Origin of the sequence: Pseudomonas sp. MWU16-30317, from assembly GCF_020515695.1 — a bacterium.
In the GTDB taxonomy this organism is placed as follows: Bacteria; Pseudomonadota; Gammaproteobacteria; order Pseudomonadales; family Pseudomonadaceae; genus Aquipseudomonas.
Map to the genome: position 1 here is coordinate 1 of NZ_JAIWJA010000004.1, position 23384 is coordinate 23384.

Annotated in this window: 11 protein-coding genes and 1 pseudogene; 3 read left to right on the forward strand and 9 right to left on the reverse strand. The window is 61.0% G+C overall.

Going from position 1 to position 23384, the window contains the following annotated elements; genetic code table 11:
• The 8 genes and pseudogenes from LIX93_RS13030 to LIX93_RS13065 all read right to left on the reverse strand — a co-directional run.
• Positions 1-1164 (reverse strand): annotated as a pseudogene (locus tag LIX93_RS13030) (adhesin); the annotation flags it as partial.
• Positions 1165-1324: 160 nt separating this feature from the next.
• The gene (locus LIX93_RS13035) at positions 1325-1672 is read right to left on the reverse strand and encodes an immunity 8 family protein (protein ID WP_226504472.1); all 348 of its coding nucleotides are present in this window, start codon (positions 1670-1672) and stop codon (positions 1325-1327) included.
• Positions 1673-1680: 8 nt separating this feature from the next.
• Entirely contained in the window at positions 1681-2046 is a 366-nt protein-coding gene (locus LIX93_RS13040) for a hypothetical protein (protein WP_226504473.1), read from the reverse strand.
• A gap of 58 nt (positions 2047-2104) precedes the next feature.
• The gene (locus LIX93_RS13045) at positions 2105-2395 is read right to left on the reverse strand and encodes a hypothetical protein (RefSeq protein WP_226504474.1); all 291 of its coding nucleotides are present in this window, start codon (positions 2393-2395) and stop codon (positions 2105-2107) included.
• On the reverse strand, positions 2392-14949 hold the full coding sequence (locus tag LIX93_RS13050; protein WP_226504475.1) for a hemagglutinin repeat-containing protein: 12558 nt from the start codon (positions 14947-14949) through the stop codon (positions 2392-2394). The genes LIX93_RS13045 and LIX93_RS13050 overlap by 4 nt, the downstream gene beginning before the upstream one ends.
• 21 nt (positions 14950-14970) lie before the next feature.
• A complete protein-coding gene (locus tag LIX93_RS13055) occupies positions 14971-16671 on the reverse strand; it encodes a ShlB/FhaC/HecB family hemolysin secretion/activation protein (protein WP_226504476.1) in 1701 nt (566 codons plus the stop codon).
• A 218-nt stretch (positions 16672-16889) separates the two neighbouring features.
• Complete coding sequence (locus tag LIX93_RS13060; protein ID WP_226504477.1) at positions 16890-17573, reverse strand: GNAT family N-acetyltransferase; 684 nt, start codon at positions 17571-17573, stop codon at positions 16890-16892.
• Between the two features lie 172 nt (positions 17574-17745).
• Positions 17746-18414 (reverse strand): polysaccharide lyase family 7 protein, encoded by a 669-nt coding sequence (locus LIX93_RS13065; RefSeq protein WP_226504478.1) that lies wholly within the window; start codon positions 18412-18414, stop codon positions 17746-17748.
• A 431-nt stretch (positions 18415-18845) separates the two neighbouring features.
• Here LIX93_RS13065 and LIX93_RS13070 point away from each other — a divergent pair, with 431 nt between their 5' ends.
• The 3 genes from LIX93_RS13070 (at position 18846) to LIX93_RS13080 (ending at position 22802) form a co-directional block, all read left to right on the forward strand.
• On the forward strand, positions 18846-20693 hold the full coding sequence (locus LIX93_RS13070) for a diguanylate cyclase (RefSeq protein ID WP_226504479.1): 1848 nt from the start codon (positions 18846-18848) through the stop codon (positions 20691-20693).
• Between the two features lie 133 nt (positions 20694-20826).
• On the forward strand, positions 20827-21663 hold the full coding sequence (locus tag LIX93_RS13075) for an aldo/keto reductase (protein ID WP_226504480.1): 837 nt from the start codon (positions 20827-20829) through the stop codon (positions 21661-21663).
• Positions 21664-21740: 77 nt separating this feature from the next.
• Entirely contained in the window at positions 21741-22802 is a 1062-nt protein-coding gene (locus LIX93_RS13080; RefSeq protein WP_226504481.1) for an SDR family oxidoreductase, read from the forward strand.
• Positions 22803-22888: 86 nt separating this feature from the next.
• Here LIX93_RS13080 and LIX93_RS29725 read toward each other — a convergent pair whose 3' ends face one another.
• Positions 22889-23260, reverse strand: a complete 372-nt coding sequence (locus tag LIX93_RS29725; protein WP_226504909.1) for a hypothetical protein — start codon at positions 23258-23260, stop codon at positions 22889-22891.
• Between the last annotated feature and the right edge of the window lie 124 nt (positions 23261-23384).

Consider the following 23384-nt stretch of genomic DNA (forward strand, 5'->3'; position numbering starts at 1 on the left):
GGCCATACCAGCGACCGCAGCAATGGCGCCTGATATCAAAAATTTTGCGCCGATCACTTCCGCCGAGCCATTCATACCATCGTTGCCTGACTTGGCGTATTCCTGTTTCCCCTCTTCGTTATTCTCGACTACCAGCTCAACGTCCTGATCCGTCAGCACGTTTACAATCTTCGTCGCTCCATTCTCCACCAACCGCTCGGCGGTTGGGCCTAGCGTATGTTCGAATACGACGGAACCCAGATATCCAGCAGCGGCTGTTACCGGTCCCAGGGCGACTTGGACCGCCAACATCCCAGCTGCAATTTGCTCTTTTGGCACCATGACACTGAATTTGGCAACATTTATCAGTGCATCTTGATAAAGATTGTTATGTATGTAGGTGCTATCCAGTTGAATCGACGGATTCCCGTTTTTATCCAAAACTGTGGTGGATGTTGATGTTCCTGGCAGTGAATCCACGGCTTCTGGGCACTTTCCAGCACATTGCTGCAGCTTGCCAAAGCTTGTGAAGACCGCGTCCAGCGATGAGTAAACCTCTGGGCGCCACGTGCCTAGGACAGAACTGGACAAACCGTTTTCCAGTAATTTTTTTGTCAGCGCCAGTGCCTTTTCATTTCCTAGAGCTGCTTTTGCTTGCTGAGGAACATCATCTATCGTCACCAGCGGCGCACGCAGTCGATTCAGATTACCAAGAAGCTCATTGATCTGCGCCGAACCATAATTCCTGGCATCATCTTCCCACCGCTTCAAAGTCCCCGGCACATCCATCACCGCATCAACTGAAGACTTCGTCACATATAAATCAGTCCGGTGTTCTTCATCCTTGGTAATCTCATACGCCTTACTGACATCCCGATTCAGCCCAGCCGTAGAATCCGCCCCAGTCTGCTCATCCCCACGCACCACAACATTCCCCGCACCTACCGTCGCGCGGACGATCTGCTGGCGATCCTTGTCGTACTTGTAACCCGAGGCACTCCAGCCGGCTTCGCCGGTTTTACCCTTGCCGACCTGACTGCTGTCCTGCTGGGCGCTCGCGCCACCAGTGGCATAGCTCCCGCCAACATTCAGGTAATAGGCGTGCTCGGTATCCTTGCCCGCGATATCGCTGAAGCCCAGGGTGCCGGTATCGAGCAACAGCTTCCCGGCATCCGATGCGATCAATGCTCCATCGAGCTGGGTGTGATCCGGGAAAAGAGTGCAATTAGGGTGCAAATAGGGTGCAAAAAAACCGGCGCAAGGTCAGGGTGTCAGATCAAGTCGAGACTTCTACAGATAAAGCAACACCGGCACATGGCCGGTGTTAGATAAACAATCTTATTGATTAGGATTGGTAATCATCAAACTCCCAGGCAAATATCTTTCCCAGCTTTATCACGATAGTTTCCCAGCTATCCCCCTCGCAGCGACTCACATACTCATGAATCAATCCATTAATAGTCGAAAAATCATATTCTCGAACAATTAATAGACCTCTCCCCCAACGAGGCTCCCACATTGTCTCTTCTAACCACTTTGGAGTGCAGATGAAAAGCTCAAAATCATCTGCCCCTTGCGTACTATCAAGCCCAATTCGAATACGAAGACTTAAAGAAAAGTTGTCTACTTTCTCAGGAACGTAGGTCTCGACATCAAAAAAATCATTAGAAATACTTTTTATAACAGCACACATCATTCCTCCTAGTCAGCCACATTTAGATGGCCGTTACTTACTTTTACGCGCTGACCTGTTACCGGGTTGATGCTGTACGTTTCAAAATTGGCCTGCACGCCTGTCGTTGCAAAAGATGAATCTTTGGGTGTTGGCGGCCTATATACACGAGTGCCGTCCGCGCTAATCAAACCAAGCCCATCACTTGTTTTTGTCGCACCATCTCCAACCCAGGTTTTACCCAACTGATTAGCTTCGGAAGATGTACCTTGACCTATAGAGAAGTTCGGATTTTTCGTTCCACTGCCGTTCACAGCTGCAGCTAATCTTGAGTCCTGAGCCGCAATATTGCTCAGGTTTTCTTGTATCAGTTGATCCTTCAGCTTTGGATACAAGGCCGCATTTTCAGCGCCGGAGCTAGCAGCTCCACCTTTTGCACCGACTAATTATCGGCTATGGGCAATACTCCACCGTATAATCACTCTCTAGTTCTTGTTGTATCGATTTGGCCAGTTGCATCCCCTCGGCTTTGTGCCGAAGCTCTGCCTCAGGTGTAGTAAAACCAGAATCTGGCGGGTAGTCACTGTTGAACGTCGCCTGATACTCACCGTCCCACTTACTGATTTTGGCCCTCAACTCTTGAGAAATCGGCAGATCTTCAATATCAATGTGCCCCATTCTATCCGGATCTGGGCAGAATATCGGTCCAGCCAAATACTCACTTGTTAGTCTTAACTTGATCATGGCAATGGCTTCCAGGAGCTGACCGGATTAGCTCGGACCACGAAGCCGTTTGAGCCAACCCCAACAGCAATATTTTGTTCAACACCATTGTACGTGATGCGATAAACGTTAGCCGAACCATTGGTCCCGACAACTTCTCCACGCTCAAGAGCATTCATCACAACATTTGGAATGTCATCACGGGAGATCCCTTTATTGATAAAGTCGACTTCGTGTCGCTTGTAGATGTGTTGCAACCCGGCGGCATCAGTACCATTTTCCAGCCAGACGGTTCGGCCGTCTGGCAATCTACGGATATCAACCACATTTTCTGGTGTGATCTTAGTGCCTACAGGCAAGCCCGAGATCAATTCGTCTCTTGTCAGAGTCGAACCTGACACTCCTTTTGGACCAACGACATCCGCCCCTACCCCACGGTCGGAGCCATTATACTCCTTCCAACCCGGATGATAAGGGTCTGCCTTCATCTCGGGCGAAATCGTCACGGTTTTCCCCGCTCCGCTCTTCGCCCAAAGCGCACCAATCCCTGCTGCGGCCATACCAGCGACCGCAGCAATGGCGCCTGATATCAAAAATTTTGCGCCGATCACTTCCGCCGAGCCATTCATACCATCGTTGCCTGACTTGGCGTATTCCTGTTTCCCCTCTTCGTTATTCTCGACTACCAGCTCAACGTCCTGATCCGTCAGCACGTTTACAATCTTCGTCGCTCCATTCTCCACCAACCGCTCGGCGGTTGGGCCTAGCGTATGTTCGAATACGACGGAACCCAGATATCCAGCAGCGGCTGTTACCGGTCCCAGGGCGACTTGGACCGCCAACATCCCAGCTGCAATTTGCTCTTTTGGCACCATGACACTGAATTTGGCAACATTTATCAGTGCATCTTGATAAAGGTTGTTATGGATGTAGGTGCTATCCAGTTGAATCGACGGATTCCCGTTTTTATCCAAAACTGTGGTGGATGTTGATGTTCCTGGCAGTGAATCCACGGCTTCTGGGCACTTTCCAGCACATTGCTGCAGCTTGCCAAAGCTTGTGAAGACCGCGTCCAGCGATGAGTAAACCTCTGGGCGCCACGTGCCTAGGACAGAACTGGACAAACCGTTTTCCAGTAATTTTTTTGTCAGCGCCAGTGCCTTTTCATTTCCTAGAGCTGCTTTTGCTTGCTGAGGAACATCATCTATCGTCACCAGCGGCGCACGCAGTCGATTCAGATTACCAAGAAGCTCATTGATCTGCGCCGAACCATAATTCCTGGCATCATCTTCCCACCGCTTCAAAGTCCCCGGCACATCCATCACCGCATCAACTGAAGACTTCGTCACATATAAATCAGTCCGGTGTTCTTCATCCTTGGTAATCTCATACGCCTTACTGACATCCCGATTCAGCCCAGCCGTAGAATCCGCCCCAGTCTGCTCATCCCCACGCACCACAACATTCCCCGCACCTACCGTCGCGCGGACGATCTGCTGGCGATCCTTGTCGTACTTGTAACCCGAGGCACTCCAGCCGGCTTCGCCGGTTTTACCCTTGCCGACCTGACTGCTGTCCTGCTGGGCGCTCGCGCCACCAGTGGCATAGCTCCCGCCAACATTCAGGTAATAGGCGTGCTCGGTATCCTTGCCCGCGATATCGCTGAAGCCCAGGGTGCCGGTATCGAGCAACAGCTTCCCGGCATCCGATGCGATCAATGCTCCATCGATCTGGGTGTGATCCTGGGTACGGATGTTCACATCATTGGCAGCGGTTATGGACGTCTGCTGCTCGACCCATTTGGTCGAGCCCGTTGTTTGGCCATAGCCCACAGAGCCACTGGCACTGCCACCTCCCAGTCCCACCACGACGGTGGCACTCACGTCGAACTCCTTGCCGCTCACCTTGCCGGTGTTCGGCGCCGAACTGACGGTCAGGTTGCGGCCCACGTCCCCGTTGACGCTATCGCCACGCAGGGTCGCACCGCTGATGGTGGTGTCGCGGCCGCTGGTGAAGTTCAGCTGGTCGCCAGCATTGAGGTGGGCTTCCTGCTGTTGCGCGCCTTCACGGTCGAGGTTGCCGCGGCCGATATCGACACTGGCGTAAACGCCGATGCCTTGCTGGCCGACGGCGATACCGGCGCTGCCGCCGCCGTTGTGGCGGGCATCCTGGCTGCTGGAATCGTTCTGCGCAGCCTTGATGGTCAGGTCGTTGCCCGCGTTGAGGTTGATGTCACGCTGTGCTTGCACCTGGGCGCCGATCAAACTCAGGTCGTTGCTGGCAACCAGGTTGATGTCGCGGACGGCGTTCAGGGCGCTCGGCGTCGAAGTACCTTGGCTAGAGTTGCCGGTAGCGATGCCGGTACTACCGCCCACCCCGATCTTGAAGCCGCCAGTGGTGCCACCGATGACACCGCCTTTGCTCTGGGTCTCTTCGCTGTCGGTCCCTTGCGCACCTTTGGCGACATCAATGGTCACGTCGCGGCCACCGATGCTGATATCACGACCGGCGTTGAGACCACTGCCGCGCACGGTCACGTCATTGCCAGCGACCATCGACACATCATTGCCCGCCTGCACGATCGAGCCGCGTTGGCTGTCGACGGTCTGGGTGACGGTCTGGCTCTGGCTGGTGTTGCCAATATGGCCGTCCATGGTCGGGCCGTTGAGGAACTGCGATATGGCGTCCACTGCCTTAAGCGTGCTCGACGCTTTGCTGACACCGTCTTCACCTTTGCCCGCGCCGCTCAACGCATCGCGAGTGTTGCCCAGGTTGTGGTTGATGGTGCCGGAGATGCCGTTGGTACTGACGCTTTTACTGGCGGTTTGCTCGCTGTGTTCGCTGGCGGCATCGATGACGATGTTGCGACCAGCCTGGTAAGCAATGTCATTCCCGGCGTAGGCATCGGAGCCCTGCTGCAGGATGTCGCGGCCGGCGCTCACGCTCAGGTCCTGACCGGCACTTAGTTGGCTGGCGGCTGCGGTTTGTTGGGCACCGTTCGCAGTTTCCTTTATGGCTTGCTGGCCAGCGAAGGCGGTGAAGCCGTTGCGGTCCGCACTGACCTTGACGCCGACGGACTTGGTCTTCTCCCAGGTGTCGCTCTGCGCCGTCGAGATACCCGCGATGACATTGACGTCCTGCCCCGCGCCCAAGGTGATGTTGCGCCCGGCGCTGACGCCGCTACCGACGATGTTGATGTCCCGAGCGGCGTTGAGGGTCGCATCCTGCTCGGCGCTGACCTGGCTTCCTACATTGGTTGTGCTCTGGGCCAAAGCGCCGGCCTTCTGAGCAGCGCTGAAGCTGATACCCCCCTTTGTACCCATGATGCCGGTGCGTGTACTGTACTGCTCACTCTTGCTATAGGCCGTATCGCTGGCGGCCACCAAGTTGATATCACCGCTGCTGTTGATCAGACCGGCGTGCAGCTCGGCATCATTGGCAGCGGTGACATTACTGGCGCGCACGCGCACATCGTTGCCGGCAACCACGACCACGTCGTTGCCGCCGTCCACATCACTGGCCACTTGCGAAGCCGTGGTTTTCAGCTGGCTCTTGCCACTCTTCGAGAGGCCCAGGAAGCCCGATTTGGTCTTCTTGTTGTACGAGCCATGCTCTTCAGTACCGGACAGAATCGCCACGTCACCGGTGCCACCGACCATCACATCGTGACCGGCCTTGAGCTGGCTGCCGATGACGCTGACGTCACGGCCGCCATCGAGGCTGACGCCGCCATCAGCGGTACTCGATGTGTTGATGGTCAGATCGCTGCCCGCGGTGATGACCGAGGCGACATTGGTACTGTCGTAGCTTTCCTTTTGCTGGCTGCTGCTGCGGCCAAACGACCCTTTTTTCTTCTTGAAGTAGAACGAAGACTTCTCGTCCATGGCCGACGCGATGGTCACGTCCTGGCCGGCGTCGATATCGACCGCTTTGGCCGCAGTGACGTGGCTGGCAACGATGCCCAGGTCGGTACCTGCACTCAGGACAACATCGCCTCCAGCGCTGATATCGCTTGATACTTGAGTCACTTGATCGCGCTGACTAGTTACCTTTTTCGATTTGCTGTACGCATGCTCCTCATCCGCCGCCGAACTCACCGTTAAGTTCTCGGTGGCCGTCATGGCCACATCACCCTTCGCGGCCACCTGACTGGCGATCACATTTATATCCCGGCCGCCCTGCACAGCCACATCGCGGCCCGCGTCTACGGTCGAGCCGAGCTGCGTGATATCACTGCTGGTGTGCTTGCTGTTCAACACCTGGCTGTTGGTGACCTGCGTCGCCGCGATATTCACATCGCGCCCGGCGGTCAGGGTCAGATCACGGCCGCTTTGCAGGGCGCTGCCGACGTTGTTGATGTCTCGCCCAGCGGAAATGCTCAGATCATTGGCCGCCTCGATACGCGAGGCGCTGTCGGCATAGTCCTTGTGCAGTTGGCCGCGGGCGGTGCTGTCCAGCGCGACCACGGTCCGTTCGTTGACCACATCACCGGTGACGGCGGTGACCGCCACGTCGCGCCCAGCAATGATGCCGCCGGCCTTGTTGGTGACGTTGTTGATCGCCAGGGCATCCAGCCGGTCGCCAGCGTCGATCAGGCCGCTGTTGACCAGGTCCTGGCCAGCGGTGGCGCTGAGGTTGCCGGTGGCTTTCAGGGTGCCGGCGTTATCGAGGTTCTGGCCGGCGGTGAGGCTGACGTCGCTACCGGCGATGAGTGCGCCGGTCGGCCCGAGGCGGCCGTCGGCCTGGGCCAGATAGACCACGGGCACCAGGACCTTTTCGCCGTTCACTTCGTGCTCTTCGAGCCAGACGATGTCGTGGGTCAGGGACGCGACTTGGGCGCTGCTGAGGCCGACGCCGATGGACAGGTTGAGGGCGTCCTTTTCGGCGACGGCGTTGTTCATCAGGTATTGGTACATCGCCTCGTTGGAGGTCTGGCCGTCGATAAAGGCTTGGCCAGTGCGGGCGGTGACGGCTTGTTGGATCAGGCGTTGCTCGTAGAGGCCGTCGCCCAGGCGTTTGGCGCTGGTGTCGGGATCGTAGCCGAGGGCCGCGAGCAGGTAGTCCGAGCTCATGAATTGCTTGAGGTCGGTGAGCGCCGGGTTGGTTTCGATCAGGTATTTGCCGGTGCTTGGTTTGGCGGCGGAGCTGGGCAAGCCTTGGACGCGCGCGATGTTCTGCGACGAACTTGAGGCCGTTTGGATGTGGGTAGCGCTGCCCGCGACGGCGGAGCCCTCACGGTCGACAGCCGCAAGTTGATAGCCGCCCACGACGGTGTCATCGGTAGCGCTGATGCGAATGTCGCGGGACTGCAGGCCCGGGATGGCTTGATCACGTTGCGCGGTGGTGATGCTTGCCCCGCCTATGGACCAGTCGTTTGCCGCCGCGCCTGGCTGGGCGCTGGTCTGGCCGCTGAGGCGGAACAGGCCGTTCTGGCCGGTGGGCAGGCTGAAGCCGGGCAACGCGGTGGGGTCGATCTGTTGTTGTGCCAGGTCGGGGGGCAGCTGTGCGTTGACCCTGATGACCACCCGCGCGCCAGCGGCGGCTTGGGTGTTCTGGACTTGATTGGTGCCTGCGCTGTAACCGTAATCCTCGTGGATCACGCTGTTGGTGAGGTTCTGGCTGGCGGTGATTGCCACCTTGCCGCCGGCCTGGATGACGGCGTTACGCACGGTGCCGGTGCTGGCGGCACCGGTGCTGTCTTTGGCGACTTCTACGTCGCTGACCAAGGTGTATTGGGTAATGAGAGTAGGGAGCGCGAGCAGGTTATTGGGGTCGTATTGGGACAGAGTCGCGGTCTCGAAGCCATAGCTGAGTCCGGACTCAGCAATACCATAGACTTCACCATTGAAGGCGGACTTGACTACTTTCCCAGTAACCGAGTCGGTCAACTGGACGCGTTTATACGTATTGCCGTCTCGCCCGCCCTCACGATAGGTCGCGGACTTTGCAATCGCGGTGCGTATTGCTCCTGTATCGTCGATGTAAGGCACCAGCGGGAAATCAGGATTGTCGCGCTGGTTATAAGGCATCACCACATTTGCCATGAGGCGGTTGGCGGTACCATCCGTGATATTACCCGTGGCATAGGTACGGGTACGCTCGATGCTGCCGCCAACCGAACCGACGTTCTGCAGATTATCAGCCTCGATAGTAATATTGCCGCTGGCCGCGATGGTGCTCTTGCTATTAAGGAAAGTACCGCCGTGAAACGAGAAGTCCTTACCAACCGACAGTGTGGAGGCGGCGCTGATATCAGCATCGGCCCCTTCGAATATTTCACGAGCAATGATGGTGAAGTCGTAATAGTCGCCTTTGCAGTCATTGCACCTGACCGCCATGCTCCCCGACGTCAGCGTCCGCTCGCCCGTTCCAGTCCCACCCTCAGTCCTGTTCTCAAACGCATCCGCATCAATCCCGAACGCCCCGGCACTCTCCATCCCACCCGAGATATTCAACACACTCGCCGAGCGCGTCACGCCGTTGTACCCACCAATGCTCACATTACCCAAGCCGTACACATTGGCCGCGTGGTTGGTGAGTGCATTGGCGTGCAACGCCAGGTCGCCACCCGCGAAGATCAACCCGCCCTCGTTGAGCAATGTGGGCGTGCTCAGGCTGACGTTCTGGCCGCCGCCCAGAGTCCCGTAGTTATTGATGGCACCGGCGCTGGCGGTCAAATCACCTCCGGCGGTGATGCGCCCGAGATTGCGCAGGGTCCCGGCTACCGAGAACACACCTTTACCGCCGCCACTCAGTCGCGAGGTAGCGGCGTTGAGGTCGGCCTGATTGGCTACGAACGTCAGGTCGCCGACGCTGGTCAGGCTCCCCGCGCCGCTGTACGTACCCGCGATTTGCAGATCGGCGCTGCCATTGCTGGCGATCAGGCCGTCGTTGTTCCAGTTGCCGCCGCGGCCGACAAAGGTGCGGTTGGTCAACAGTTGGCCGGTGGCAGACTGGTTGAAGGTGCCTATGTTGAGGTTGAGGTCGCCGACTTGCAGCACGCTGGTGTTGGTCCAGCTGTCGCCGCTGATGCTCAGGCTGCCGTTGCTGACCAGGTTGCCGCCCGCGTTCTGCAACAGATTGAGGCCCAGGCCAAAGGTGCCGGTGCCGCTGTGCAGGATGGAACCGCCGACGTTTTGCAGAGCGCCGACGTTGAGCGCCAGGTTGCTGTTGGCCGTCTCCAGGGTGCCGTTGCTGTTGTTCAGCAGGCCGCTGACATTCAACAGCGTGGTACCGCTGGCGCCCAACGCTCGCAGCTTGCCAGTCTGATTATCAATGCTCGCCGCAACAATGCTCAGCGTACTGTCACTTTCAATTACCCCCAGCCGATTGTTCAGCGCCCCGCTCAAACTCAAATCAATCTGCTGCCCGCCAATCTGCCCGTCATTGTCGCCGCTGTTATCAAAGTTGTTGCCGGTAACGCTGACCCGCTGCTTGGCATACAACCCGCCATTACGGTTATCAAAATCACCGGTATTGATCAGCGCATCACCGGATTGCGCCGACACCCGCCCGCCGTAATTGTTGAAACCCGCCAGCGCCCGAATATCCAGGCTCTGCGCCTGAGTGATGCCGCCCTTGTGATCAAGGTCATAACCGTTTTTCAGCACGCCGGTAATGCGCGCCGTAAAAGCTTGCTGCAGGCTGGCCAGCACCCCGCCGCGGTTGTCGACGTTAGTGGCGGTGACGTTCAGCGCTCCGCCCTGCGCGAGAATCTTGCCGCTGAGGCTGTCGATATCGCCGGTAACCGTGAGGTCCAGCGCGCCTTGGCTTTGCAGTGTGCCTTTGCCGTTGGCCAGGCTGGCGGCTTGCAGTTTGAGGTTGGCATTCTTGCTGTAGATCAGGCCGTCATTGGCGTTTTGCAGCGCGCCGCTGGCGGTGATCAGCAACGCGTCGTTGGCGGCCAGCGTGCCGCGGTTGCTGTTGTCCAGCCCGCCGGTAAACAGGGTAATCGCCCGTTGGCTGGTCAGTTCGCCGCCTTGGTTATCGACCTGGGTAGCGCGCTTGAGCAACAGGTTGCCAGCGCTGGCGAGCTTGGCATTGGTGTTGATCAGTTTGCCGAGCAAGTCGAGGGTCACGCCGCCGTTGCTGGCGAGGCTGCCTGCGCTGTTGTCGAAGTCGGTCGCGGCCAGGCTCAAGTCCTGTTGCGCGTTGATCGTGCCAGCGGCGTTGCTCACATTACCGGCGTTGATCAGCAACCCCGCGCCACTGTCGATCAGGCCGTTCTGGCCGTTGTTCAACAGGCCGCTGACGGTCAAGGTCTGCCCTGCTCCACTGGACAGAATCCCGCCTTGGTTGTCGACGCTGGCCGCGCTGACGCTCATTGCTTGCTGGCTGACCAGCGCCCCCGAGTTGCCGTTGAGCAGCGCGCCGGCAAGGCTGACATTTACCTCGGCGTTGCGGCTCGACAGGGTCCCGCTGTTGCGGTTGTCGAGGCTGCCACCACTGACGCTCAGCCCTTGCCAACCGGAGATCAAGCCCAGCGCGTTGAGCACCGAATCGGCACTCACGGTCAGCACCTGATTGCTGATCAACTTGCCGCTGCTGTTATCCAGGGTACGGCCGCTGAGGCTGAAGCTTTGGCTGCTGGAGATTTCGCCATTAGCATTTTTCAGGTCGCGCAGGTGGCTGAGGGTCAGCGGGCTGCGGGTGGTGATGAGGCCGTTGCGGTTATCGAGATCGGCGCCGTTGAAGTCGAGGTTCAATGCGGTGGCGCCGAGCAAGGAGCCACCGGCGTTGTCGATGCCCGTGGCTTTGACGGTGAGCGCTTGGGCGGCGTTGATCAGGCCGTCGCTCTGGTTGCCGAGCAGGCCGGTGACGTTGAGGGTCAGGTCGCTGCGGCTGGTAAGGGTACCGGCGCTGTTGTCGAGGCTGCCAGCAGCGGCATCGACACTGGCGGCGGCGATCATGCCTCTGACGTTGGCCAGCGCGTGCGCCACGCGCACCGTCAGCGCCTGGTTGCTGAGCAGTTTGCCGTTGCCGTTGTCGAGGCTGTCGGCGCTGAAGGTATAGGCCTGGCCGCTGGAGATCTCGCCGTTCTGGTTGTTGACGTCGGCGAGGTTGTTCAGCAGTAACGCGCCGGTGGCGTTGATCAGGCCGCTGCGGTTGTCGAGTTGGCCGTGGTTGAGGTCGAGGGTCAGGTCGGCATTGCTGAACAGTTCGCCGCCTTGTTGATCAAGGCCGATGACGTCAGCGCGCAGCGATTTGTCGGCACCAATGCTACCGCCATCGCGGTTGGTCAACTGCGCTGCGTGCAGTTGCAGGCCATCGGCACTGCTCACCCGGCCGTCATGGCTGTTGTCAAAATCACCGGTGTCGATCGACACCGCACCTTTAGCGCTCACCAGGCCTTTTTGCGTGTTGTCCAAGCGCGTGCTGCTGAGCACCAGCGTGGCATCGGTCACCAGCCGGCCGCCTTGGTTGGTGATCGCGCCGGTGCTGTCGACGGTCAATGCGTCCGCGCTGGACAGGCTGCCGCCATTGTTGGCCAGCGTGCCGGCGCGCACCTGCAGCGTGCCTTCACTGCTGATCAGGCCAAGCGTGTTGAGCAGATCGCCGTCGAGGCGCACATCAATGCCGTGTTGGCTCAGCAAGCTGGCGCCGCTGTTGTCCAGGCGGGTACCCGTCACTGTCAGGCCGGTGCTGCCGGACAACACCCCGGCATTGCGGTTAAGGGTTTGGTCGATAGCCAGCGCCAGGCCTTGCTGGGCGATGATGCGGCCGGCATCGCTGTTGTCGAGCTGTTCGCCGGTCAGGCTGATGTCGCCCTGGCTGGAGATCTCGCCGCCGCGGTTGTCGATGCTGGCGACGTTGAGCACCATCGCGCCGTGGGCGCCGATCAGGCCGGCCTGGGTGTTGTCGAGGCTCGTACCGGTGAGGCTCAGGGTGGTCAAGGCGATCAGCTGACCACCGGGCTGCTGTAGCGCGCCGATGGTTGCAGACAGACTTTTTTGGCTGGCGATCTGGCCGTTGCTGTTGTCGACGCGGGCGGCCTGGAGGCGCAGGTCGCCGTCGGCGATCAGGGTGGCAGTGCGGTTGATCAGGGTGCCGGCGACATCCAGGTCAAGGTCGCTGCGGCTGCTGAGTTCACCCTCGGTGTTGTCCAGGCTGGCGGCCTTGGCATCCAGCACCGCCGCCGAGATCACCCCTTTGACGTTGCTGAGTGCCCGGGCGACTCGCACCACGAGCGCTTGATTGCTCAGCAGCTTGCCAGCGCTGTTATCCAGGCTGTCGGCATTGAACTGGAACGCCGACGCACTGGAGATTTCGCCGTTCTGGTTGTTGACCGCTGCCAGGTTGTTGAGCAGCAAGGCGCCAGGCGCGTTGATCAGGCCGTTCTGGTTGTCGAGCTGGCCATGGTTGAGGTCGAGCGTCAGGCGGGTATTGCTGAACAGTTGACCGCCGCGCTGATCGAGGCCGGTCACGCTGGCCTGGAGTGCCTTGGCGGCGGCGATGCGGCCTTGATCCTGATTGGTGACCTGGCCGGCAGTGAGGTCGAGGCGATCGCTGCTGGTCAGCTTGCCGCTGTGGCTGTTATCGAAGGCCCCGGTGGTGACGGCGGTCGCGCCCTTGCCGGAGATCATGCCGCTGTTGCGGTTGTCGAGGCTGGCGCTGCTGAGGGTCAGGCCGCTGTCGGTGCTGATCGAGCCTTGCTGGTTGTTCACATCGCCATCGCTGGCGACGCTGAGTGCGCCGGCACTGGAGAGTTTGCCGGCGGCGTTGTTCACGTGACTGGCAGCGGCGTTCAGCGCGCCTTCGCTGCTGATCAGGCCGTTGCCGTTGTCCAGCGCGCCGGTCAGGTGGACGACCACATCGGTCTGTCCGCTCAGTGTGCCGTGGCTGTTGTCCAGCTGCCCGCCGTCTAGGCGCAACGCGGTGCCGGCGTAGATCAAACCGTTGTTCTGGTTGATCACACGGGCGATGTCGAGGGCCAGCACGGTGCCAGAAAGCAGCTTGCCGGCATCGCTGTTGGTCAATTGGCTGGCTTTGACTGTCCCGCCCGCCTGGCTGGAGATTTCCCCGGCGCGGTTATCGATGCCGTTAGTGATAGCCAGGCTCAGCGCTTTTGTCGCGCCTACCAGGCCGCCAGTGCGGTTATCGAGGTCGCTGGCTTTGAGCGTCAGGTTGCCCTGGGCGGTGACTCGGCCTTGCTGGTTGTTCAGCGCGGCGACGGTGGCGTTGAGGTCGGCCTGGCTCGCAATCACGCCGTTGGCGTTATTGAGGTCGCCAGCGTCCAGTTGCAGGGCGTTGCCGCTCAACGTGCCGTTCTGGTTATTCAAGGCAGCACCAGCGCTTGCGTTCAGCGTGCGCCCGGCGTTCAGCTGGTGGCCGCTGTTGTCCAGCGCCTGGGTGACCGTCGCAGTCAGGTCCCGACTGGCCACCACACTCCCGGCGTTGCGCAGATTCTGCGCCCTGAGCACCACATCGCCGTTGGTATTGCGGCTGTTGTCGGCATTGACACCGGCTTCGACGATAGCGTTGTTAGTCAGCTGCCCGCCACTGCTGAGGCTGATGCGATCGCGCGCCGCCACGTTCTGCTGCACCGCCAGCGCGCCGGCCGTTTGCACCTCGACGCTCTGCCCATAGATCGCCCCCTGGGCCTCCAGGCTTGCCGCTTGCACCTTGACGGCGCCATTGGCCGAGGCCTGGGCCATGCTCAGGTGGCCGCTGGCGTCGATCTGAATGTCCTCGGCGCTGGCCGCCAGATTGCCGGCCAGACGCACGCCCACGCCCTTCTCGGTGCCCACCAGTTTGATCGCACCGGCGTACATGCCGCCCAGCGCTGAACTGTCGATGGCCAGTTGTGGCGCGTCGCTGCCGTCGTCGGCCAGCGCGGTGGGGTTGAGGGTCTGCGCGTTGACGTCGTTGCGCCCGGTGACGAGGGTGAGGCTCTTGGCGTGCAGCTCGGCGTTGATTTTGGCGCTGCGGGTGATGATCTCGAACTGATCGACGTTGTCGGCGTTGAGCCCGGCGCCTTCGACCGTGACGCTGCCGTTCTGCACGTTGAAGTGGTCCAGCGCGCCGTTGCTCAGCACCGGCTTGCCGGTGGTCAGGGTCACGCGCGGGGTGTTGATGAAGCCGCAGCCGTTGCAGGTGACGCCGTAAGGGTTGGCGACGATGACGCGCGCCGCCTGACCGGCGACTTCGGTGTAGCCATTGAGCTGGCTGGCGTTGGCACCGGTCACTTCGTTGAGGATGGTGCTGGCGGCCTGCCCCTTGAAGTTGGGGTTGCCGACGATGATGCCGCCCAGTTGGGTGCTCTGGGTACGGCCGCTGGCGTTGTTGAGGATCACCCCCTGACTGCCGACGTTGTACTGCTGGTATTGGTTATGCGACAGGCCGCTGGCGTTGGGCGCGGCGATGTTGACGATCGGCACACCGTTGCCGGCCTGGCCCAGGGTCGTGTTGGGGGTGGCGACGACGATGCCCTCGGCCTGCGCCCACAGCGGTTGCCAGAACATGGCGTTGGCCAGCAAGAACGCCAGCCCGCGCTTGGGCAGGCCCCAGAAGCGCTCGCGCTCGATCAGGGCGGCCGAGGGCTGGCGGGCGAGCAGGTCGAATTGGTTAACGTCCATGTTGAAAGTTTCCGAACAGCGTTAAAGGAAGAAATCGAGGCGAAAGTAGATCGGCGATTCGCGCTCGATCAGTCCCGCAGGGCGTTCCAGGGAGTGGGCGTAGGTCGCGCTGACGGCAACGTGCTGGCCGCGCGCGAACAGCTCGAAGGCGTTGCTCGACAGGCGCCCATGCTGGTCGCCGTTGTAGCGGTCGTGGCGGATCACGCCCTGGTCGTAGCCGATGGAGGCGCCGTATTCGCTGAAGGCCGGGCGCAGCCAGTCGAGGTTGACCGGGCGGGTCAGGCGCAGGTCGTTGCGCCAGTAACCGCCGCTGTCGCCACTGAGGAATTGATCCTTGTAGCCGCGCACCGAGGACGAGCCGCCGAGGCTGGTGCGCTGGGCACTGAACAGCACGTCTTCGCTGCGCTGCCCGGTGGCCAGGCTGCTGAAGCTGAGGCGCTCGCCCCAGAGGGTGAACGGCTGCAGGTAGCTGAGGGTGCCAGTGTATTTGCGGTAGCGCGAATCGGGCGCGCCGGGGCCGGAATGATCCTCGCTCTGTGCGCCGAAGCCGCCGACGCCTTGCTGCATGCCGAGGTCGAGGTTGACGAAGGCCGAGCCGATGCGCCGGCCGTGGTTGAAACCGTACTGCACTTCGCTGAGGCTGGGGCTGCTGCCGCTGAGCAGGCTGTCTTCGACGTAATTGCGGGTGCGCATGTGGGAGAAGCCGACACTCAGGGAGGTCTTGCTCACCGCGTCGCGATGGATCACCCGTTCGGCATGCAGGGTGTGAGTTTCGCTGTCCCCGCTTTGCTCGAACGAGTAGCCGTTGGCTTGCGCAACGGAGCGGTAGTCGCTCTGGCTGTAGCTGTAGTTGAAGGTCCACCAGCCCAGCGGCAGGCTGTAGTTGAGCATGGCGTTTTTCGACAGTTGCTGATGATCGCTGACCGCATCGTGGCCGCCACGCAGGGCCAGCTGATCCATCAGCCCCAAGGGGCTGTCCCATTCGAAACCGGTGTTCCACTGCTGCTCGCCGGTGCTCTTCTGGCCGTCGTTGTTGCGTGACAGGTTGGCGCGCCAGGGCTTTTGCTCGGTGTTTTTGACCAGTACGTCGCTGCCGCCGACCTCGGTGCCGGGCGCCAGCTCCATCTGCGCCTGGTTGGAGGGCAAGCGGTTGACCTGATCCAGCAGTTGTTCGACTTCGCGCAGATTGAGGCGTTGGCCCTCGTGGCCGGGGAACGCCATGGTCAGCTCGCGCGGCGACAGGCCACTGCCCGCCTCGCTGCGCAGGTGTTCGAGCTTGCCTTCGACGATCAGGACTTGCAGGTGCCCGGTGGCGAGGTCCTGCTGCGGCAGGTAGGCGCGGGAGGTGACCAGGCCTTTGTCGATGTACAGGTTGGTAATGACCTTGAGCAGCTCGTTGAGCTGGGCGACGCCCAGGCACTGGCCGATGTAGGGCTTGGTGAGCGTCTCGCGCTCACCGGCAGACAGCGCGTCGGCGCCCTTGAGTTCGATGCTTTGGATGGTGAAGCAGCGGCTGCTGGCCGGTGCTGCGGGGGCGACCGGGGCGGTGGTTTTACCGGGCAGGTCACGCAGCTCTTCGAGGCGCCGCTGTTGATCTTGCAGCAGACGGTCCTGACGGTCGCGGATCAGGTCCTGGTCGCCAGGGGTGGGCGCGGCATCGACGGTAAAGGGGGCAGCGGACAGCACAAGCAGCAATGCAATCCTGGCAGAGGCAAAATCCACGAGACGTCCTTGAGTGGCTCTTTAATATCACGGCGGCGATATTAGTGAGCCACAATTCTGGCGTCAACGTTTTGTATCAAATCATGTCGAAAACGTTACTTGACGCCGACGAATGGTCAAGAGGCGTCTAGCACGCACTGTACCGAGCCCGCATACCCCACATTGGCCCGCCAGGACAGCGCAATTCCCCCGAACGATTGTCGGAACAAGCCCCCTCGCTACTGCGCAGACCGTTGCTGCACGCACAACACCGCCTGCCGCGTCAGCTGGTCCAAATGCCGGTTGCGTTGCTTCTCGGCATCGGCCATGGCGCGCTTGCCGTGCTGCTTGAGCAGGTAGGCATGAATCTGCTGGACCTCGACGCTGCGGTAGATCGGCGCGATGTCCAGCTGCGGGATCAGCCCGTGGGTCGCGTGGTCGCGGGTGTTCATCAGCACTTGCGGGCCGCGCGCGCCGAGCACCTCGAAGCCCAATGCTTCAAACGTCAGGACTTTGCCCGGATGGCAGGCCAGTTCGGCATGGGGATAGCGGGCGGTCATGGCCGCGAGCAGGCGGCGCGCGATACCGCGGCGGCGATGGCCCTTGCTCACGGCCAGGTAGGCCAGCGCGCAGGCATCGGCGTCGTCCTTGACCGGCAGGTACAGGGCGAAGCCGAGCACGGTGTCCGGGTCGTCGGGGTCGCAGGCGGTGATCAGCTCGGCGGGGATGCCCTTGGCGCCATCCATGCCGTCGAGGTACAGGTGGACCTCGAAGCCCACACCGTATTGATAAAGGTTGTACAGCGGGTTGCTTGGCGCGATGGCGACGCTGCTGATGTCGGTGAGGTTGTCGACCACCAACTGCAGGATCTGGCTTTTTATCGGTTCGGCCGGGGTGGTGCGGTAATGGTTGAGGCTGTACATCAGGGGGACGGCTCCGGGGTCAAGTCAGGCTCGGGCATGATAACCCGATCGGAGCGTATCCCCTGCCAGCAACTGTAGCGAGGGCGCTTGCCCCCGAAAAAACCGATCAGTCAGCCCTTGCTGCACCGGCTCGGCCAATCGGGGGCAAGCCCCCTCGCTACATGGGGTGGCATCAGCTCTTCTTGGCGTGCTCTGCAGTCAATTTGTAGAACGTCGCCGCGCCGCCTTCAGTGGCGTAGCCGGTGTTGTCCTGGGTATACACGCCGGCCTTGAAATACAGGGCTTTGGGTGCCCAGGTGCTATCGACCTTGGTGCTCCACTGGTAATTGAAGGCGTTGACCGTCAGGTTGCCCGCAGGCGTCAGGTGGATGGTGTAGGTGAAGCGCTGGTTCATCGGCACCATCTGCGCGACGGTAATCACTTCAGGCTCCGCGTCTGGGGTGACACGGTACTTGACCACCAGGTTGCCCAGGCGCTTGGCATCCTTGTACTGGTATTCAAGTTTGAGCATCGGCTCGGTGCTGCCGAAGCAGTGGATCTGGCCGATGACGATCTTGCCGGTCGAAGGCACCTGATTGACGGCTACCGCAGCGCGCAGCATGTTGTCGGCGGCGCCGTATTGCCAGTTGTTGACGCTGCCATCGGCTTTGGTTTCACGCAGTTCGGTACGTGGGTACACAGCGTTGGCGGTCTTGCTGCCGGTCACCGGTGCCCAGAAGAACAACGTGTCGCCCGACTTGAAGTAACCGTCGGTGTAACCACTGACCAGCTGCGGGGTATTGATGGTCACCGAGGGGGTGCCGACGGGGATGCTCAGGTTCCAGGTATCGAGAGTGATCATGCTTGACTCCAAAGGGGGCGCGATTAGCCGTTGCACGGTCAGGCTGAGGTGCCCACCGCTTGGTCAATGCTGTTATCGGCGCTCCTGACTGGAGCTGAAACGGTACGGCCATAAAGATGACGCCGTTAATTTGGCGAATCCTGTAAGGGCCATTATTGCGCTATCAAGGGCCTATTCCGGGCTTGAAAAGCCAACTCAATCCCGCCGCGCCTTTGCAGGCAGCGGTACCGCCAAGCTTTTGGCTGAAACCCGTCAAGGTAGATGAAAAATAATTCAGTCGGCTGCGCCAGTTCCCGACCAATGGCACTCACGTGGCAGCGGTTGCAACGTATTTTCCGGCAATTTCCCGCAGGGCCTTCAGCTTGCGGAGTACTTTCCGATACCTTGTAGATAACCGCCAAAAACCACTGGCATCGCCGCCGAGACCGAACATGTTGATCGCGCCCCATCCGACCAATGAAGAAGCCCGCTTGCGCCTGCTGCGCAGCCTCGGGGTGCTGGATACGCCGCCGGAAGAAGACTTCGATCGCATTACCCGGGTTTGCGCCGAACTGCTGCAGGTGCCCATCACATTGGTGTCGCTGGTGGACGAGAATCGCCAGTGGTTCAAGTCCAAGATCGGCCTGAAGGTGTGCGAAACCTCGCGGGACGTGGCGTTCTGCGCCCACGCCCTGCATGTCCAGGACATCCTGCTGATCAAAGACGCCACCCAGGACCCGCGCTTCAGCGACAACCCGCTGGTGGTCGGTTCCCCGCATATCCGCTTTTATGCCGGGGTACCGCTGCGCAGTGACGACGGCCTGGTGCTGGGCACCTTGTGTGCGATCGACACCCGCCCTCGCGACCTGACGGCCAAGGCCCTGGCCGCGTTCAAGGACCTGGCCAGGGTGGTGGAACGCGACCTGTTGCACCGCAGCGCAGCCCTGGATATGCGCGCGGCCTGGGAGGGCGACCGCCAGGCCAAGGTGCTCAGCGAGGCGCGCTTCGCCCTGGTGTTCCAGCAGACGCCCAGCGGCAAGGCGATCGTCGATCTGCAGGGGCGCTTCAATGCAGTCAACCCCAAGCTGTGCGCCATCACTGGTTACTCGGAAGACGAGCTGCTCAAGCTCACCTTCGCCGCAATCACCCACCCGGACGACCTCGAAAAAGACCTGCTTCACGTGGCCGATCTATTGTTCGGCCGAAACACCACCTATGCCATGGAAAAGCGCTATATCCGCCGTGATGGCTCACTGGTCTGGGTCGAGATCAACGTCTCGCTGGTGCGTACCGAGCAAGGCGAGCCTGACCACTTCATCGCGGTCATCCTCGACATCACCGATCGCAAACGTGGCGAAGAAGTCCTGCACAACTACCAGGAGGAGCTGGAAAGCAAGGTTGTCGAGCGCACCCGCGAACTCACCGCCAGCCGCGAAACCCTCCAGGCGATCGCCGATAACATGCCGATCCTGATCGCCCACGTCGACCGCGACCTGCGCTACCTGTTCAACAACGGCGTGTATCGCCAGGTATTCGGTATCGATCCGGCGACGCTGCGTGGCAAGTACGTCAAGGAGGTGCTGGATCCGGAACTGTTCAGCGAGCTGCTGCCGAACTTCCAGCGCGCCCTGGCCGGCGAGCGGGTGGTCCATGACGGCCTTATCTACAACCTTGAGCAGGGTCGAATCTGGACCGCGACCTACGTGCCAGATGTGCGCAACGGTGAAGTGGTGGGCTTTTACGTGATGTCGCAGGACGTCACCGACCGCACGCGCGTGGAGCGCAACCTGCGCGACAAGGCCATGCTCGACCCGCTCACTGAACTGCCCAATCGACGTGCCTTGCATGAGCACCTGGAGCACGCGATCGGCAACGCTGTCCGTTCGCCCGAACCGTTCGCGCTGTTCTTTCTCGATCTCGATGGCTTCAAGGCGGTTAACGACCAGCACGGCCACGACGCCGGTGACGAGCTGCTCAAGCAGGTCGCCACGCGCCTCGAGCAGACGGTGCGTAAAGGCGATTTCGTCTGCCGTCTGGCGGGCGACGAGTTCGTGGTGGTGGCCCACGGGGTGCCGAATCCGGAGATTGCCGGGCGCATCGCCGAAAACCTGTGCGAGGCAATCGCGACACCTTTCGCGTTGAGCCTGGGCGCCGTGAAGATCGGCACCAGCCTGGGCATCGCCCTGAGCCCTCCAACCGGGGGCGTTGCCGCGGCATCCTTGCTCACCCAGGCCGATAACGCGATGTACGAAGCCAAGCGTCGGGGGCGCAATGGCTATCGGTTTGCCAGCGGGGATTAAGGCGAGCCAGTGTAGTTTATTCATAGCGGCCATTCCCGTGACAAACGCCGAGCCTCTGCGTCGAGCTTTTCGCAACTTTATCGTGTCAGCCCCCTCGAACACTGGGCACCCTTTATTCATCGAGGAGACTCCCATGGCATCCGCCCCCCTGATTACCCTCAACGACGGCGTGAAGATCCCCCAGCTCGGCCTTGGCGTCTGGCAGCTCGACGACGATCAGGCTTATGCGTCGTCCACCGCCGCGCTCAAGGCGGGTTATCGGCACATCGACACCGCGAAAATCTACGGCAACGAAGCCGGCGTCGGCCGCGCGGTGGCTGAAAGCGGCCTGCCCCGCGAGCAGATCTTTATCACCACCAAGCTGTGGAACGAGGATCAGGGCTACGACAACACCCTGCGCGCCTTCGACGCCAGCCTTGAGCGCCTGGGCCTCGAGACCCTGGACCTGTACCTGGTCCACTGGGCCATCCCGAAAAAAGGCACCTACCGCGACACCTGGAAGGCCTTTGTGCGGCTGCAGGAAGAAGGCCGCGTACGCTCGATCGGCGTGTCCAACTTCAATGTCGATCACCTGGAACACATCATCGAAGACACTGGCGTCACGCCCTCGGTGAACCAGATCGAGACTCACCCCGACTTCGCCCAGACCGACCTGCACGCCTGGTGCCGCGCCAAGGGCATCGTCAGTGAATCCTGGAGCCCGTTGGGTCAAGGCGGCGAGCTGCTCAAGCTGCCGCTGTTCGCCGACATCGCCAAGCGCCACGGCAAGACACCCGCCCACGTTGTTCTGCGCTGGCACTTGCAGCATGGCCATGTGGTAATCCCGCGGTCGTCGAATGCCGAGCGCATCGCGGCCAATATCGACGTGTTCGATTTCGAGCTCAGCAGCGAAGAGCTCAAGGCCATCGACGGTATTCGCCAGACCGGCCGCCTGGGGCCTGATCCAGAAACCATCGAAATGGGCCTGTAAGCTTTATCCCCTTTTTTTGCACCCCGCGGCGCGGTGGGCCTGCAACGGCCACCCTCGTCGCCACGGAGGTTTTGTGTATGTCTGAATCAGCATTGGTCGTCGGCGTCACCGGCATCGTCGGCAGCGCCATTTCCCGTTTGTTGCTCGATCGCGGCTGGCAGGTGGCCGGGCTTTCGCGCACGCCCACCGAGCAGCAAGGTGTGACCCCGGTGGTCGCCGACCTCAACGATCCCGAAGCCCTCAAATCCGCACTCAAGGGCCTGGCGCCGACTTACGTGTACCTGGCGACCTGGTCGCGCCAGGCTACCGAAGCCGAGAATATCCGCGTCAACGCCGCTCACATACGCAATGTGCTGGACGCCCTGGCGGTGGACGGCTCGGTGCGCCACGTAGCGCTGGTGACCGGTCTCAAGCACTACCTTGGCCCGTTCGAGGCCTACGGCAAAGGCGCCCTGCCGCAGACGCCGTTTCGCGAAGAACAGGGCCGCCTCGACGTCGAGAATTTCTACTACGCCCAGGAGGACGAAGTCTTCGCCGCGGCCGCGCGTGACGGTTTTACCTGGAGCGTGCATCGGCCCCACACCATCATCGGCGTGGCGGTAGGCAATGCCATGAACATGGCCACGACGCTGGCCGTGCATGCCTCGATCTGCAAGCACACCGGCCGGCCGTTCGTGTTCCCCGGATCTGCAGCGCAGTGGAACAGCCTGACCGACATGGCCGATGCCCGGCAGCTCGCCCGGCAACTGCTATGGGCGGCAACGACTCCGGCCGCCGCCAATCAGGCCTTCAACATCGTCAACGGCGACGTGTTCCGCTGGCAATGGATGTGGGGCCGGATCGCGCAGTGGTTCGATATTCACCCGGCGGCCCTGCCTAGCGAAACCCAACCGTTGGAGCAGCAGATGGCCAACGACGCCGAGGTGTGGAAGACCATGGCCAGCCAGTACGGACTGCAGGAAGCGGATATCACTCGTTTGATCTCGCCTTGGCACACCGACGCCGACCTCGGCCGGCCGATCGAAGTGGTCACTGACATGTCCAAGAGCCGCAAGCTGGGCTTTCTGGATTACCAGGCCACCGATGATGCCTTCTTCGATGTCTTCACTCAGTTGCGTGAGGCGCGGTTGATTCCCTGACCCACTGTGTCGCGAGGGCGCTTGCCCCGATGGCGCCGGCAGGAGTGCCGACTTCGGGGGCAAGGCCCCGCGCTACAAGGGTGACCTTACAACGCGTGGACGCGCACATCGGTGATGCCCATCACCGCAGCCTGGGCCAGCACCTGCTCGGCGCTGGCTTCGGCGTTGGGCATCAACAGGCTGTTCTCGCCGTCACCAAAATGCAGCATCAACAGATGCAAGGCCGCCTCCGCTGTGGTCATCGAGGTCGCCTCCCATTGCACGTCGTGGTGATGGGGCTCGTGCTTGAGCAGGTAGTCGATACGCAACACCCGCACCGCTTCGCTGCTGATCGGCTGCTTCTCGCCGGTACGCTCGGCGCTGTCTGCCGGACCGATCACCGGGTACAGGTCGTCTGCCAGCGGCACTGCCGAATCGGCTGACTGGATACCGCTTTTGTAGTGGGGATTGATGTCCATACACACCTCGCTTGCCGGCCGCACGTATCGGGCCTGTTCGCTTTGGAGCCAGCCGAATCGTCAGGGTGCCCGGCAATGGGATGAGTGGTCATGGGGGAACCGTCGAGCAGACCGATGGAATCCT